14 protein-coding genes are annotated in these 14,319 nt (G+C 67.8%); 10 read left to right on the forward strand and 4 right to left on the reverse strand.

The annotated features are described in order from the left end of the window. Positions 1-72 precede the first annotated feature (72 nt). Together LC066_RS13715 and LC066_RS13720 are read left to right on the forward strand one after the other, a co-directional pair. On the forward strand, positions 73-1,536 hold the full coding sequence (locus LC066_RS13715) for a glutamine synthetase family protein (protein WP_224900007.1): 1,464 nt from the start codon (positions 73-75) through the stop codon (positions 1,534-1,536). A gap of 2 nt (positions 1,537-1,538) precedes the next feature. Further along, positions 1,539-1,877, forward strand: a complete 339-nt coding sequence (locus tag LC066_RS13720; RefSeq protein WP_224900010.1) for a 5-carboxymethyl-2-hydroxymuconate Delta-isomerase — start codon at positions 1,539-1,541, stop codon at positions 1,875-1,877. Positions 1,878-1,961: 84 nt separating this feature from the next. On the opposite strand, the gene LC066_RS13725 is transcribed toward LC066_RS13720, so the two are convergent. The 3 genes from LC066_RS13725 to LC066_RS13735 all read right to left on the reverse strand — a co-directional run bounded on the left by LC066_RS13725 (position 1,962) and on the right by LC066_RS13735 (position 4,132). Continuing rightward, positions 1,962-2,438, reverse strand: coding sequence for a hypothetical protein (locus LC066_RS13725; RefSeq protein ID WP_224900013.1), 477 nt, complete (start codon positions 2,436-2,438; stop codon positions 1,962-1,964). After that, entirely contained in the window at positions 2,435-3,667 is a 1,233-nt protein-coding gene (locus tag LC066_RS13730; protein WP_224900015.1) for an aromatic ring-hydroxylating dioxygenase subunit alpha, read from the reverse strand. Before LC066_RS13730 ends, LC066_RS13725 begins: the two co-directional genes overlap by 4 nt. Before the next feature lie 66 nt (positions 3,668-3,733). Next, complete coding sequence (locus LC066_RS13735; RefSeq protein ID WP_224900018.1) at positions 3,734-4,132, reverse strand: Rieske 2Fe-2S domain-containing protein; 399 nt, start codon at positions 4,130-4,132, stop codon at positions 3,734-3,736. Between the two features lie 248 nt (positions 4,133-4,380). Here LC066_RS13735 and LC066_RS13740 point away from each other — a divergent pair, with 248 nt between their 5' ends. The 6 genes from LC066_RS13740 (at position 4,381) to LC066_RS13765 (ending at position 12,022) form a co-directional block, all read left to right on the forward strand. After that, positions 4,381-5,574, forward strand: a complete 1,194-nt coding sequence (locus tag LC066_RS13740; protein ID WP_224900022.1) for an FAD-dependent oxidoreductase — start codon at positions 4,381-4,383, stop codon at positions 5,572-5,574. A gap of 45 nt (positions 5,575-5,619) precedes the next feature. Beyond that, positions 5,620-6,063, forward strand: a complete 444-nt coding sequence (locus LC066_RS13745; RefSeq protein WP_224900024.1) for a flavodoxin domain-containing protein — start codon at positions 5,620-5,622, stop codon at positions 6,061-6,063. A gap of 145 nt (positions 6,064-6,208) precedes the next feature. Then, positions 6,209-7,156, forward strand: coding sequence for a dihydroneopterin aldolase (locus tag LC066_RS13750; protein WP_224900026.1), 948 nt, complete (start codon positions 6,209-6,211; stop codon positions 7,154-7,156). Positions 7,157-7,186: 30 nt separating this feature from the next. Further along, positions 7,187-8,203 carry a dihydropteroate synthase gene (folP, locus tag LC066_RS13755; protein ID WP_224900028.1) on the forward strand — a complete coding sequence of 339 codons (1,017 nt, stop codon included), beginning with the start codon at positions 7,187-7,189 and terminating at the stop codon, positions 8,201-8,203. Positions 8,204-8,861: 658 nt separating this feature from the next. Next, positions 8,862-11,240: an ATP-binding protein gene (locus tag LC066_RS13760; RefSeq protein WP_224900030.1), complete on the forward strand. Its 2,379-nt coding sequence runs from the start codon at positions 8,862-8,864 to the stop codon at positions 11,238-11,240. Then, a complete protein-coding gene (locus tag LC066_RS13765; protein ID WP_224900032.1) occupies positions 11,237-12,022 on the forward strand; it encodes a response regulator transcription factor in 786 nt (261 codons plus the stop codon). Before LC066_RS13760 ends, LC066_RS13765 begins: the two co-directional genes overlap by 4 nt. Positions 12,023-12,139: 117 nt before the next feature. Here LC066_RS13765 and ilvC read toward each other — a convergent pair whose 3' ends face one another. Then, a complete protein-coding gene (gene ilvC, locus LC066_RS13770) occupies positions 12,140-13,162 on the reverse strand; it encodes a ketol-acid reductoisomerase (RefSeq protein WP_222478104.1) in 1,023 nt (340 codons plus the stop codon). Between the two features lie 143 nt (positions 13,163-13,305). On the opposite strand from ilvC, the gene LC066_RS13775 reads away from it, so the two are divergent. Both LC066_RS13775 and LC066_RS13780 read left to right on the forward strand, forming a co-directional pair. After that, the gene (locus LC066_RS13775) at positions 13,306-13,761 is read left to right on the forward strand and encodes an Lrp/AsnC family transcriptional regulator (protein WP_224900033.1); all 456 of its coding nucleotides are present in this window, start codon (positions 13,306-13,308) and stop codon (positions 13,759-13,761) included. Next, a complete protein-coding gene (locus LC066_RS13780; protein WP_222478108.1) occupies positions 13,758-14,213 on the forward strand; it encodes an Lrp/AsnC family transcriptional regulator in 456 nt (151 codons plus the stop codon). Before LC066_RS13775 ends, LC066_RS13780 begins: the two co-directional genes overlap by 4 nt. The last annotated feature ends 106 nt before the right edge of the window (positions 14,214-14,319 follow it).

Here is a 14,319-nt window from a genome sequence, read left to right on the forward strand (position 1 = left end):
CCGCGCGCGCCGCCCCCAATTCCCCGGCCCGTCGCCCCGGCGGGTCCGCATGTCAGGCAGGAAGGCTTACGCATGACATCTTCATCTCATCATGACCGGATCGCGGCGGGCCGCCTGGCCCGCGAGGGCCTGCTGGACGCGGAGGCCGTGACGGCGGCGGCCGAGTTGCTGGCCCGTGTCGAGGGCAGCGAGCTGGAGACGGTGCGCGTCGTCTTCGCTGATCAGCACGGGCTGCTGCGCGGCAAGACGGTGACGGCGGCCAGCCTCGGCTCTATCTTCCGCGCCGGGCTGAACCTGCCGGGGACCCTGCTGCTGAAGGATACCTCGAACCGTACCGTCTTCCCGGTCTGGGAAGGGGCGGCCGAGGGGGTGATGAAGACCATGGCAGGGGCGGGCGACATGCTTCTGGTGCCCGATCCGGCCACCTTCCGCATCCTGCCCTGGGCGCCGCATTCCGCCTGGCTGTTCTGCGATCCCTACACCCGCACCGGCGAGGCGCTGCCCTTCGCGCCGCGTCCCGTGCTGCGCCGTGCCGTGGGGGCGCTGGCCGAACGCGGCCTGTCGCTGACCGTGGGGCTGGAGGTGGAGTTTCACGTCTACACCCGCGAGGCCGCGAACCTCGGCCATCATCAGGCCGGCATGCCTGGCCAGCCGCCGGAGACGGCGCTGCTGGATCAGGGGTATCAGTTCCTGGCGGATGCCAACTACGACCGGCTGGAGCCGATCATGGACCTGCTGCGCCGCCACGCCCAGGCCCTGGGCCTGCCCGTCCGCTCGACCGAGGTGGAGATGGGGCCGAGCCAGTTCGAGTTCACCTTCGATCCGGCCAGCGCGCTGGAGCATGCGGACAACATGATCATGTTCCGCACCATGGTGAAGGAGGTCTGCGCCCGCGAAGGGCTGCACGCCACCTTCATGTGCCGCCCGAAGAAGGAGAACGGCGCCTCCAGCGGCTGGCACCTGCATCAGTCGCTGGTGGACGGCGAGGGGCGCAACGTGCTGATCCCCGAGACGGAGGGCGCCCTGACGCCCGAGGCCAGCGGCTGGATCGCGGGGCTGCTGACCCATGCCGAGGAAAGCTGCCTGCTGACCACGCCCACGGTGAACGGCTACAAGCGGTATCAGCCCTATCAGCTGGCCCCCGACCGGATCGAATGGGGCTACGACAACCGCGGCGCCATGGTGCGCGCGCTGATGGCGCCGGGCGACGGGGCCAGCCGGGTGGAAAACCGCGTGGCGGAACCGGCGGCCAACCCTTACTTCTACTTCGCCTCGCAGATCCTGTCGGGCCTGTCGGGTCTCGACCAGGGTCTCACCGCGCCCGAGCCGGTCGAAAGCCCCTATGACAACGACGCCACCGCCCTGCCGCCTAGCCTGATCGCCGCGATCGAGGCCTTCGAGGCGGGCGACCTGTACCGCCGTGCCCTGGGGCCGGAGTTCGTGGAATATATGTCGGTGCTGAAACGGGCCGAGTGGAAACGCTACCTCTCGGTCGTGACCGAATGGGAGCACACCGAGTATTTCGGGATCTTCTGACCATGCCCCACGTCGTCATCGAGTATTTCACCGAAGACCCGCTGGACCGCACCGCCGTCCTGCAAACCGCGCTGGACACGGCGGCGGGCAGCGGCGTGATGAACCGCGCCGACATCAAGGTGCGGCTGGTCCCGGCGGAGGCGATCCTGATGGGGGACGGGCGGTCGTCCTTCCTCCATGTCACGATCTCCATGCTGACGGGCCGCACCGATGAGGCGAAGCTGGCGGTGGCCCAGGCGATGACCGCGGCGCTGCGGGATCTCTGCCCGCAGATCGGCGCGATCAGCACCGACATCCGCGACATGAACCCAGCCTGCTACAAGAAATCCCTCGCGGAGTGATCCCGGCGCAGGAAACGTGAAAAAGGCGGGGCCATGGCTCCGCCTTTTCGTGTTTCGATCGGTCCGGGGCAGGCGCTGTCCGGGTCAGGCGCTGAAGGGGCGGAACCCGGCGGCGTCGCCCATCAGGCGTGGCAGGTCTGCCAGCACCTCCGCTGCGGCGAGGGGGCGGGCAATGGGACGCGACGACAGGCCGAAGCCGGTGAAATAGGCGGGCTCGCCCAGGCGGATGTCGGCGGGCAGGGCGGTGTCTGCGCGCGCATCCAACCAACGCCACTCCCCCGTGCCCAGCAGGGAGACATCTGCGGTCTCGCCCTCGGGGCAGGTCACCGTCAGGACCATGGTGTCGATCAGCCCGGCGTAGCCGTCGCGCAGGTGCAGCGGCACCGGCGCATCCGGGGCCAGGCCGTCGATTTCCATCACGGGGGCGTGGCACAGCAGCATCCAGGCCCAGCTGAGGTCATGGCGCGCCATCATCTGGCGCACCGACTCCTTCAGGGTGAAATAGCCGTCCAGGATGTCATGGAACGGCTGCGCATGATCCCCGTTTTCGGGCAGGATCATACCGTCGCGTCCCAGGGCGCGGCCTGGCGGCGCTCCATGTCGGTGGCCATGCTGGCGCCCAGCCAGTCGTCGCTGTCGGCGATGGCATCGTTGGACAGCGGGCCCATGATCTCGGGCGTGGTCTGCATGTCCTGCATCGGCAGCCGGTCCAGCTTGCCCGTCTGCACGGCCTTGATCGCCTTGCGCAACAGCAGGCGGTAACGGATGATCGCCGCATCGCCCCGGCCCAGGTGTTCGCGGGTGCGGTCCTGGATCGCGCCCATGCTTTCCACCGCCCACTGGTCATGCACGTTGATGTCCATGCCCATGCCCGTGTAGGTCAGCGATTTCTGCTCTTCCGGATCGTAGTGGTAGTTGTTGGAGGCGTTCTTCAGCGGCGCATAGTCGGGCAGGCTGTGTTCCTTCAGGCGCTGCTCGCGCATCAGCTCCTTGTTCACCGGTTTGTCGAAGCTGGTGAACATCGTGTACCAGTAGCAGTTCTCGTCATCGACGGGCACGTGCCACTGGGTGATGATCATCTCGCGCGACATCGGGATGCAGATGGCCGAGGGGAAGATCTGGTTGGTCACCCGCACATGGGTCAGGCCGCCCTTCATGTGCCGCAGCGAGGTGATCTTCAGTCCGAAGGGCGTCTCGTCCACCTCGATGTCCGGACGGGGATATTCACGCAGCACCTGGGTGATCGGCATGTCGGTGTTGGCGGCCTTGTCGCGGAACTGCTTGCCGTAGCCGTCGCTGGGGTCCTCGTCCTGCAGGAAGCGGTGCAGGAAGGAGGCATGGCTGGGGTCGATACCGATTTCCAGCGCCTGCAGCCAGTTGCATTCCCACAGGCCCTTGAAGGCGAAGACGTGGCTTTCGGGCGCGCGGAAACAGTCGAAGTTGGGGAAGGCCGGCGGTTCACCCTCGCCCATGAAGGCGAAGCAGATGCCGTTCTTCTCGACAACCGGGTAAACGGGGCCACCCTCGACCAGGCGGATGTCCTCGCGCGCGGGGTGATGGGTGGGGGCCTCGTCGGCGCTGGCCTCGCGGGTGGCCAGGATCAGGTCACCGGCCTCGTCCCTCATCATCACCAGGCGCTCGCCCAGCAGGTTCACGGGCAGCATGGGATCGTTGGCGCCGGCCAGCTCATCCGTCAGGGCGGCGGGTTGCCAGTACTGGCGATGCACGGCGCCGGCGGGGGTGTTCGGGCCGATGCGGGTGATCTGGTCGTTCAGCTTCTGGGTAATCATGCGGGGGCTCCTTTGCGGGAACGCTTGGGGAAGATGTGGGGCGCGCGGCGCGACAGGGAAGGGGGCTCAGGCGTCGAGGACGGGGGGCGTGCCCTCGCCGGACCAGGCGAAGATCTCTCCGTTCCGTTCGACCACGGTGAAGCTGGGCAGCTTGATCGCCTTGTACATGGTGGAATCCACCGGTTCTGCGGGCTGTTCGGTGCACTGACCTGAGCGGTCGAAATGCCAACCGTGGAAGGGACAGCGGATACCGTTGTTTTCGTGCCGGCCAAAGCAGAGGTCAGCGCCACGGTGCGGGCAGTAGCGGCCGATCAGGCCCAGCTCGCCCTCCTCGTCGCGGAACAGCACCAGTTTCTGGCCGAAGGCCGTCACCGGGGCCACCGGGCGCGGGCCGGCCAGGGCATCTGTGCTGGCGATCTTTACCCAGGTCGACGGCACGGTCTCGGGTTGGGTCGCTTGGCTCATGTCTCTACTATCCTCTGGGGCGCCCGGGCTGGCATCTGCCGCCTCTTCGGGCATCTAATCTGGGCGATAATCGACCACTTGGGCTTTATTCAAACTTCTCATTGATTTCGGACCCGGTCAATGCCAATGATCGAGCCAACGCAGCACGGCGACTGTCTGCCAGTGAAACGCCCCTGAAATCGCCCCATGCCGATCAAAAAGGCATCAGTGCCGGGCAGGCGGGGCGGCAAGGATGTAACGAGGATCGCATGAGCGCCAAGATCGCAATTGTCGGTGGCGGGCCTTCGGGCTGCTACACCGCCCAAGCCCTTCTGAAACGCGCCCCCGATCTGGAGGTGGACGTGATAGATGCCCTGCCCGTGCCCTACGGGCTGGTGCGCTATGGCGTGGCCGCCGACCATCAGGGGACCAAGGGCGTGGCGCGGCAGTTCGCGCGCCTCTTCACCCGGCAGAAGGCGCAGTTCTTCGGCAATCTGCGGGTGGGGGAGGACATCTCCCTCGACGAGCTGCGCGCGGCCTATGACGCGGTCGTCCTGGCCACGGGCCTGTCGGCGGACCGTCCGCTGGGCATCCCGGGCGAGGATCTGCCGGGCGTCATCGGCGCGGGCGCTCTGACCCGCGCGCTATACGAACATCCCGACGCCACCGACCTGCCGCATCTGGGCGCCACGCCGTTGGTCATCGGCACCGGCAACGTGGCCATCGACGTGCTGCGCCTGCTGGCCAAGACCCCGGCGGAGCTGCACGGCAGCGACCTCGGCGCCGGACCCAGCGACTGGCTGGCCGCCCAGGGGATCGAGCGGATCACGGTGATCGGCCGTTCGCCCGCTGCCGCCGCCCGCTTCTCGCCGGTGATGGTGAAGGAGCTGGGAGAGCTGTCGCGCGCCGATATCCAGGTGCGCCACCCGGCGCCCGAGGCCGAAGACGCGCTGAACCTGGCCGCCGCGGCCTCCTCCGGCCCGCTGCCGATCGAATTCCGCTTCGAGACCCGGCCCCTGGCGCTGGAGGCCATCGAGCGCGGGCTGCGCCTGACGGTCGAGACCCCTGAGGGCGAGGAGCGGATCGACGCCAGCTCCGTCATTTCGGCCATCGGGTTCACCTGCGACGGGCGGCTGGATCGCGCCGGGCTGCTGGCCGAGGCAGAAGACGGCACGGCTTCGCGTCTCTACGCCGCCGGCTGGTTCCGGGGTGGCCCCACGGGCGCCATCCCGCAGTGTCGCGAAGAGGGCCAGGCCCTGGCCGCGCGGATCCTGGAGGAGATCACCCCCGATCCTGCCCGCCCGGGTCGTACGCTCTTCGCCGGTCGCGAGGGCATCGTCGATTTCGATCACTGGCAGCAGATCGATGCGCAGGAACTGGCCGCTGCCCCCGATGACCGCTGCCGCCGCAAGTTCGCGCGCCGCGAAGACCTTCTGCGTCCCGCCCTTCCCCAGGACGCGTGATTTCAGGTCCCTCCCCGGGACCCCAGTTTCAGGACCCATGACCCCATGAAGATCGCCATCTACTACGGAACCGAAACCGGCAACGCCGAGATGCTGGCCGAAGATATCGCCACCGAGCTGGAGGACGCGCACGAGACCTCCGTCGCCGACCTGGCCGAGACCGCGCCCGAGGCGCTGAAGGCGGCGGAGCTGAACGTAATCGTCTGTTCCTCCTACGACGACGGTGATTTCCCCGCCTCCGCCAAGCCCTTCGTGGAAAAGCTGAATGCCGAGAGCCCCGACCTGTCGGGCGTCCGCTTCGCCATCTTCGGGCTGGGCGACAGCGAGTATGAGGCGACCTATGGTTTCGGCTCGATGAAGCTGGCGGATCTGCTGGTTGCGCGCGGGGCCACCACCCTGGGCGAACGGATCGTCCATGACGCCGCCGGGGACGACCTGCCCGAGGATCTGGCGTTGCCTTGGCTGGCCGGGATCCTCGAAACCGCCTGACCCTATGACTGGGGCGCTCGCGTGCGCCCCTATGCTGCCGCGCCCCCATGCCGCCCAGTGGCCGCGCGGCGCCGCTTTCGCGCGGCCCGCGCTTTGCCTTTCGGGGCAAGCTCTGACATGAAGGCGACAACTGCGAGGGGGCGTCATGTCAGATCAGATCACCCAGGCCTTCGGCCATCCGCTGGAACGGTCCAAGGCCATGTCGGGCGACACGCCCGCCGACCGCATCTCGCTGCGGGATTACCTGACCGAGGTGGAAATCGGCGCGTTCCAGCAGGAGCGCGGCCGGATGCAGCGTCTGCGTTTCAACATCGTGGTCGAGGTGCGCCAGCAGGCAGCCCCGGTCGATGATGATGTCGACCGCATCCTGTCCTACGATACGATCTCCGAGGCCATCGAGGCCGAGCTGGCGGCTGAACGTCTGAACCTGCTGGAAACGCTGGCCGAACGCATCACCGCCCGCATCCTCGCCGAACCCCAGGCGCAGCGCGTCTTCACCCGGATCGAGAAGTTGGACCGTGGCCCCGGTGCCCTGGGGGTGGAAATCATGCGCGCCGAAGGGGACGTGGCCCCGGTGGTCGATGCTGCTGCGGGTGAGGGCGCGCCGGTGCCGCTGGTCGTCTTCCTCTCGGAAGAGGCGACCCGATCAGATCGGCTGCCCGGCTGGCTGGATCAGCTGGAGGCCGACCCGCGCCCGGTCATCCTGGCCTGTGGCCCGGGCCGGTGGGAGCGGCCGCTGTCGACCTCGCCCCAGGCCCAGCGACGCATTGACCTGCTGGCCATCGAACAGGCCGCCTGGGTGCTGGCCGCGCGCGACCGGCGCTGCGTCGTGGTCAACTCGCGCACGGAACTCGACTGGGCGATGAAGCATGACCAGATCAGCCTCTGGGCGCCGTCGAAGATCGTTCTGGACGCCGCTGGTGACCGCCCTGATTCCGTGGGCGACGGCACCGGCCTGGCGCTGTGGTTCGCCGATCTGATGGGCGCCTCGGATGTGCTGTTCGTCGGCGCGCCCCAGCCCCAGCCCGGGGGCGCGGGGGAGGGGCCACGTCTGGCCGCCTGCGCCGCCGAAGGCCCGCTGACCCTGACCTGACCCACCGCAACCGCCGACCGGAGGTCCGCCATGACCCAGCTCTACTATCGCCCGCTCGTGCAATCCGGCCCCCGTCCCGAGGGGGCGCTGCCGCTGACCGGCGGGCCGCTGTGGTTCGACCGGGTCGAGGTGCTGTCGCGCGAGGGCGCGCGCTTTGCCCCTGTCACCGAACTGCCCGAGGACTGGCAGCGCCGCCTCTGCCGTCCGCGCCCGGCGCTGGCCGGGCTGTCGCTGGACGTTCCGCGCGTCATGGGGATCCTCAACGTGACGCCCGACAGCTTTTCCGACGGCGGGGCCCATGATGCGCCCGACGCCGCCCAGGCCCACGCCCGGGCGATGATCGCGGCGGGCGCTGACATGATCGACGTGGGGGGCGAGTCCACCCGGCCCGGCGCCGCCGAGGTGGCCGTGGCCGACGAGATCGCCCGCACCGCCCCGGTGATCGAGGCCATCGCCCCGCTGGGCTCTCCGGTCTCCATCGACACCCGCAAGGCGGAGGTGGGTCGCGCGGCGGCGCAGGCGGGCGCGGCGCTGATCAACGACGTTTCGGGCTTTGCCCATGATCCGGCTCTGGCGGACGTGGCTGCCACCTTCGGGCTGCCGGTCTGCGTCATGCACATGCGCGCCACACCCGCCGACATGCATGTCGATCCGCACTACGATAACGCCCTGCTGGAGGTCTACGACGAGCTGGCCGCGCGCATCGATGCGGTGGAGGCCGCGGGCATCCCGCGCGCCCGCATCCTGGCGGATCCCGGTATCGGCTTCGCCAAGACCGCCCAGCACAACATCGAGATCCTGAACCGGCTGTCGCTGTTCCACGGGCTGGGCTGTCCGATCCTGCTGGGGGTCTCGCGCAAGCGTTTCATCGGCACCATCGGCGGCGCGGCCGAGGCCCGCGACCGGGCGCCCGGGTCCATCGCCGTGGCACTGGCAGGGTTGGCCCAGGGGGTGCAGATGCTGCGTGTCCATGACGTGGCCGAGACCGTGCAGGCGGTGCGCCTGTGGCAGGCGGTGCAGACCGGGCGGATCGCGTCCCAAGGATAACCCGGCTGGCGCGGATCCCGTCCCACACCTCCCGCCCCACACCTCCCGGGCCGCGACGACGGTGCCGCGAGAACGGTAATCGGCCCCGAGCGCGGAACGCACGGGGCCGGGACGCCGGATTGCACCGGGTAGGATTGAAAAGGTCTAGGTCATGCAAAGCGCGACCGGCAAGGCCGGCCGGGTGTTCTGTAGCTGCGCGGCGGGGGAGGCCACGTGGCGCGGAATTTGCCGCAGCGGTGGGAACCGACGCTCGGTACGGGACAGTCCGAGCGCCGGCCAACCGAGGTCGGCACCAGTCCTTGCGGGCGGCGCCACCACTACGTTTGCCCGGCCATAATGGGGATAACGGCCGACAGGGGCATGTCGTCATCGACGACACCCAATGCCTACCGCGCCCGGCGGGGAAGGTGAAATGCGTATGGTTGCCTAGGCAGTATTGCCTATTCTCAAACAGGTCTGCCGGATGGCATGAGGAACACGCGCGCGCGCGGGGCCGCGCGCATCGCGGGCATCGGGCCAGCAATGGTGCGGCATGCGCCTCTCCCGGCGCAGCCGGATATGGCGGCGTCGCCGCGCCGTGGTACTCTGCGGGCGATCCGGCGGCGGCATACGCAGGCGGCAGGGCGGACGAGAACCGGAACTGGGGCGGGACGGACACGTGAAGAAGACATTGGGCGCACCTCTGTTCCTGGGGCTGGCGGGGCTTCAGCTCCTCGCGGTGCTGGCCATCGTGTTTTCCTCCTACATCACCTCCGAAGGGGTGCTGATGTTCCACGCCCGCAACTTGCTGCGCAACGTCGGGCTGAACACGATGGAGCATTCGCGCGGCTTCCTCAAACCGGCGCATGACGCGGCCGAGCTGGCGGTGCGCCTGGCGCAGAACCGCATCGTGGCCAGCGATGATGCTGACCGGCTGGAACAGCTGCTGTTCCAGCAGCTGCAACTGACCACCCAGGCCTCGGGCATGTATTTCGGCGCCGCCGACGGCAGCTTCGTCTTCGTCATGCGCGATCCGGGCACGGACCTCTTCCGGACGAAGTTCATCACCTACGACGACAGCGGCAACCGTGAAACCCGGCTGATCTGGCGGACAGAGGACTTCAGCCCCGTGCGCGAGGTGGAGGACCCGACCGATACCTATGATCCGCGCAATCGGGCCTGGTTCAAGGGCGCGTCCGAGACCGGCGGGATGACCTGGGCCGACCCCTATATCTTCTTTTCCTCCCGCCAGCCCGGCATCACCCTGGCCGCGCCCGTCTTCAACACGGCAGGCAACGTGGGCGGTGTCATCGGCGTGGACATCGAGATCGACGAGATCTCGGACTTCCTGATGCGGCTGAAGATCGGGCGGTCGGGCCGGGCGCTGATCATCAACCGCAACGGCGACGTGATCGCGGGGCAGGACCCCGACCTGCTGAAGACCACGGCGGCCGATGGTAGCCTGCGTTTCGTCAAGATCGACGAGTTTGGAGACCCGATCGCGCGGCAGGCCTTCGCGCCGCTCTTCGTCGAGGGCACGGGGGATGTGACCGAGGAGGTGACCACGACCTTTACCCACGACGGGGGGCGTTTCGTGGCGCTGGCCATGCCGATCCTTTCGGAGGCGCTGCCCTGGACCATCGGCGTCTATGCCCCCGAGGACGATTTCATCGCCGAGATCAAGCAGAACCGCCTGATCAACATCTGGATCGCCGTGGCGGTGGCGGCGGTGACCGGGGGAATCGGCCTGGCGCTGGCCAACTCGATCCACCGCCCCGTGCGTGCCTTCGCCGTGCGGTCCGCGCTGATCAACCAGGGCGAGGTCGACCCGGACGAGCCCGCGCCCCGCACCTACCGTGAGCTGGAGGCGGTCAACGACGCGCTGATGACCCAGATCGCTGCCCGGCGCCGTGCAGAACGGGAATACGGTCTGACCTTCGAGATGTCCTCGCGCGGGATGGCGCAGATCGAACCGGGCACCGGGCGCTTCATCCGGGTCAACAATCGTCTGTGCGACATCACGGGTTACGACGCCGGCCAGCTGACCTCGAAGACCCTGTCGGAGCTGGTCCTGCCCTCGGATCGCTGCGTGCTGCCGCAGGACGAGGCCATGGCGGAGAGCGATTTCTCCACCAACCAGGAGCTGCGCCTGCGCCGCGCCGACGGCACGGTGATCTGGGTGCGGCTGAACGCGATCATGATCCGCGACGGGTCCGGCGCCGCGCTGCATGCGGTGATGACGCTGGAGGACGTGACCCTGGCGCATGAGAAGGAAAGCGAGATCATCGAGCTGAACCGCGAGATGTCGCTGCTGGCACGGGACAACACCATGGGACAGCTGGCCGCCGGCCTGGCGCATGAGCTGAACCAGCCGCTGGCGGTCATCGCGCAGAACGCGGGCACCGCGCTTTACATGCTGCAGAAACAGCCGGGCGTGGCGCCGGAGCTGGTCGAGGCGATGTTCGAGGTTGAGGGCCAGGCCCTGCGCGCTGGCGAGATCATCAACGCCCTGCGCGGGTTGATCCACAATGACGGCAGCGCCTCGGCGCCCTTCGCCCTCGGCCCGCTTTTGGATCAGGTCCAGCGGCTGGTGCAGCATGAGGCGGGGGAGGCCGGGGTGCGCCTGATCGCGCAGGATGCCGCCGGCATCGAGGTGCGCGGGCACAGGGTGCAGATTGCCCAGGTGCTGGTGAACCTGCTGACCAACGCGATCGAGGCCTTCGCCCAGGCCGATCCCGCCACTCTGCCCCTGCCGAACGACCGCCAGGTACGTATCACCCTGTCGCGCGAGGCGGGGCAGCTGACCCTGGGCGTGGTCGACAACGGGCCGGGCGTGGGGCAGGGGGTGCAGCTGTTCACACAGTTCGAGACGACGAAACCCGACGGCCTTGGCCTGGGGCTGTCGATCTGCCGCTCCATCGTGCAGGCCAATGGCGGCAAGCTCTGGCACGAACCTGCGCCGGAGGGCGGCGCGGCCTTCTACCTGACGCTGCCGCTGGCAGAGGGCGATGGCACCGACGGCGACGACGCCGAGACCGCGAAGGAGAGCCCAGCATGATGCGGCGAACGCCAATCGGGGTACCGAACCCCCGCCTGCTCTCCCCGGCCGGGACGCGCCAGCCGGGCAACGGGCATTGTACCTCTGCAAGCGGAGGCGATGCGGCCTCCCCCGAGACCGGGGCGGAGGAGGCCGATTTCACCGTCTACCTCGTGGATGATGACCCGGACGTCCGCCGCGCGCTCTCGCGGGCGATCTCGACCCGCGGGCTGGCGGTCAGCACCTTTGACCGCGCCGAGGCCTTCCTGGAGGTCTACGATCCCGCGCGTCCCGGCTGCCTGATCCTGGATTACGGGCTGCCTGGCATGTCGGGCCTCGACCTGCAGGCACAGGTGATCGATCAGGGGCATCCCCTGCCGATCATCTTCATCACCGGCCATGGTGGCGTGGGCGAGGCGGTGCAGGCGATCCGCGGCGGAGCCATCGACTTTCTCGAAAAGCCCTTCCGTCAGGACCGGCTGATCGAACGGATCCAGGCCGCCCGCGGGGTCGCGGCCGAGATGGCGGCGGCCCGAACCCAGCAAAGCGAACTGGCCGCGCGCCTGCGCCGCCTGACCCCCCGCGAGGCGGAAATCGTGCGCCACATGCTCGACACGCCGGCCGAGATCTCCTCGAAGGAAGTGGGCCGGCATCTCGACATCTCGCCGCGCACCGTGGATCACCACCGCGCCCGGATCCTGGAAAAGCTGGAGGTCGCCTCGGTCATCGAAATCTTCGGCCTGGTGGCGGAACTGCCCCGCGACATGGTGGGCGACCTGTTGGGCAGCCTGATCGCGGAGTGAGTTGCCCGGGAGGGGCAGCCTGTCGCCTGGTGCCTCCGGCACATGCCAGGGCACCAAAGGAAAAGGCCCCGCATCTGCGGGGCCTTTCCGTTTCGTCTGATCGGGGCTGGACCCAGATCAGTTCTTTTCCTTGTCGACCATCTTGCCGGCAGAGATCCAGGGCATCATCTCGCGCAGCTTCTCACCGACCTGCTCGATCTGGTGCTCGTCGTTCAGGCGGCGGGTGCCCTTGAAGAACGGCTGGCCGACCGAGTTTTCCTGCATGAAGTCACGCACGAACTTGCCGGTCTGGATGTCGCGCAGCACGGCCTTCATGCGGGCCTTGGTCTCATCGTAGGGCAGGACGCGCGGGCCGGACACGTATTCGCCGTACTCGGCGGTGTTCGAGATCGAGTAGTTCATGTTGGCGATGCCGCCTTCGTAGATCAGGTCCACGATCAGCTTCACTTCGTGCAGGCACTCGAAGTAGGCCATTTCCGGGGCATAGCCCGCTTCGACCAGGGTTTCGAAGCCCGCGCGGATCAGCTCGACCAGGCCACCGCAGAGAACGGCCTGTTCGCCGAAGAGGTCGGTTTCGCACTCTTCACGGAAGTTGGTCTCGATGATGCCCGAGCGGCCGCCACCGATGGCGGAGCAATAGGACAGACCCAGTTCCAGGGCCTTGCCGGAGGCGTCGTTGTCGACCGCGACCAGGCAGGGCACGCCGCCGCCCTTGGTGTATTCGCCGCGCACGGTGTGACCCGGGCCCTTGGGGGCCATCATGATGACGTCGACGCCAGGCTTCGGCTCGATCAGGCCGAAGTGCACGTTCAGACCGTGGGCGAAGGCAATGGCGGCGCCTTCCTTCAGGTTGTCGTGGACGTACTTCTTGTAGGTTTCGGCCTGCAGTTCATCGGGCATTGTGAACATGATCAGGTCACACCAGGCGGCGGCCTCGGCGATGCCCATCACGGTCAGGCCCTCGGCTTCGGCTTTCTTGGCGGAGGCGGAGCCTTCGCGCAGGGCGACGACGAGGTTCTTGGCGCCCGAGTCGCGCAGGTTCAGCGCGTGGGCGTGACCCTGGGAGCCGTAGCCCAGGATGGCCACTTTCTTGTCCTTGATCAGGTTAATGTCGCAATCGCGGTCGTAGTAAACGCGCATGGGGATCTCCTTCCGGGATGGGCCGTTCGGCCCGTTATGGCGGCACTATAGGCGTGAGAGAGGGGCTGTGGCGTTGCAAAAATCTCATTTATATGGCAAAGGTCGATAAATTCATTCGTGAAATATCCTCAGGTGAAAAGGTCATGCTCGACGACACTGACAGGCGCATCCTGCGCCAGATGCAGGCTGATCCCGGCGCCTCCAGCGCGCAGATCGCCGAACGGGCGGGGCTGACCTCTGCCACCTGCTGGCGTCGGATCGAGAGGATGCAGGCGGCGGGTATCATCCGCGGTGTGCGTGCGGTGATCAATTGGCATGCTTTGGGCTACGAGGTGGAGGTGTCGCTGCGCATCATCCTCGACAAGACGCAGCCCCGTGCTTTCGAGGATTTCGCCGATGCCGCCCGCAAGATCCCCGAGGTATTGGAGATCCAGACCCTGCTGGGGCAGGTCGATGTGCGCATCGCCCTGATTGCCCGCGACCTGGCCCATTACCATGAGATCTATCGCACCCGCATCCTGACCCTGCCGCATGTCACCGACATCGACGCGCTGATGCATGTGGCGCGGGTGAAGTACAACAACACGGTGCCCCTGTGATCGCCCTGGACGAAACCGACCGCGCCCTGCTGCGCGCCCTGGCCGAAGATGCCACGCAGGGCTCCGGCGCCCTTGGCCGCCGCCTGGGCCTGTCGCAACCCGCCACCTGGCGCCGCATCAAGCGACTGGAAGAGGCCGGCATCCTCGCCGGGCGCCGCCTCGATCTCGACCTGGGCGCGCTCGGCTTCGGCGTCACGGTCTTCCTCGGCATCAAGCTGGGCACCAAGGGCCGCGTCTCGCTGGAGGATTTCGAGCGCGCGGTTTCGGCCATCCCCGAGGTGCAGACGGTGGAACATATCCTGGGCGTCTACGACTACCGCCTGCGCGTCACCGCCCGCGACATCCCCGATTTCGAACGGGTCTTGCGCCGCCGCATCATGACCCTGCCGGGCGTCGGCAGCGTGGATGCCAACGTCATGCTGTCCGAAGAACGCCTGCCCGGCCCGATCTAGGGCACAGCGGCACACTCCAGGTGCCGCCTCCCTTATTTCATACCATGGCCAAAAGTACTCCGGGGTGAATGGCGCCGCAGGCGGCAGAGGGGCAGCGCCCCTTAGC

The sequence above is a fragment of the Pseudooceanicola marinus genome (assembly GCF_020177265.1).
Lineage (GTDB): Bacteria > Pseudomonadota > Alphaproteobacteria > Rhodobacterales > Rhodobacteraceae > Pseudooceanicola > Pseudooceanicola marinus_A.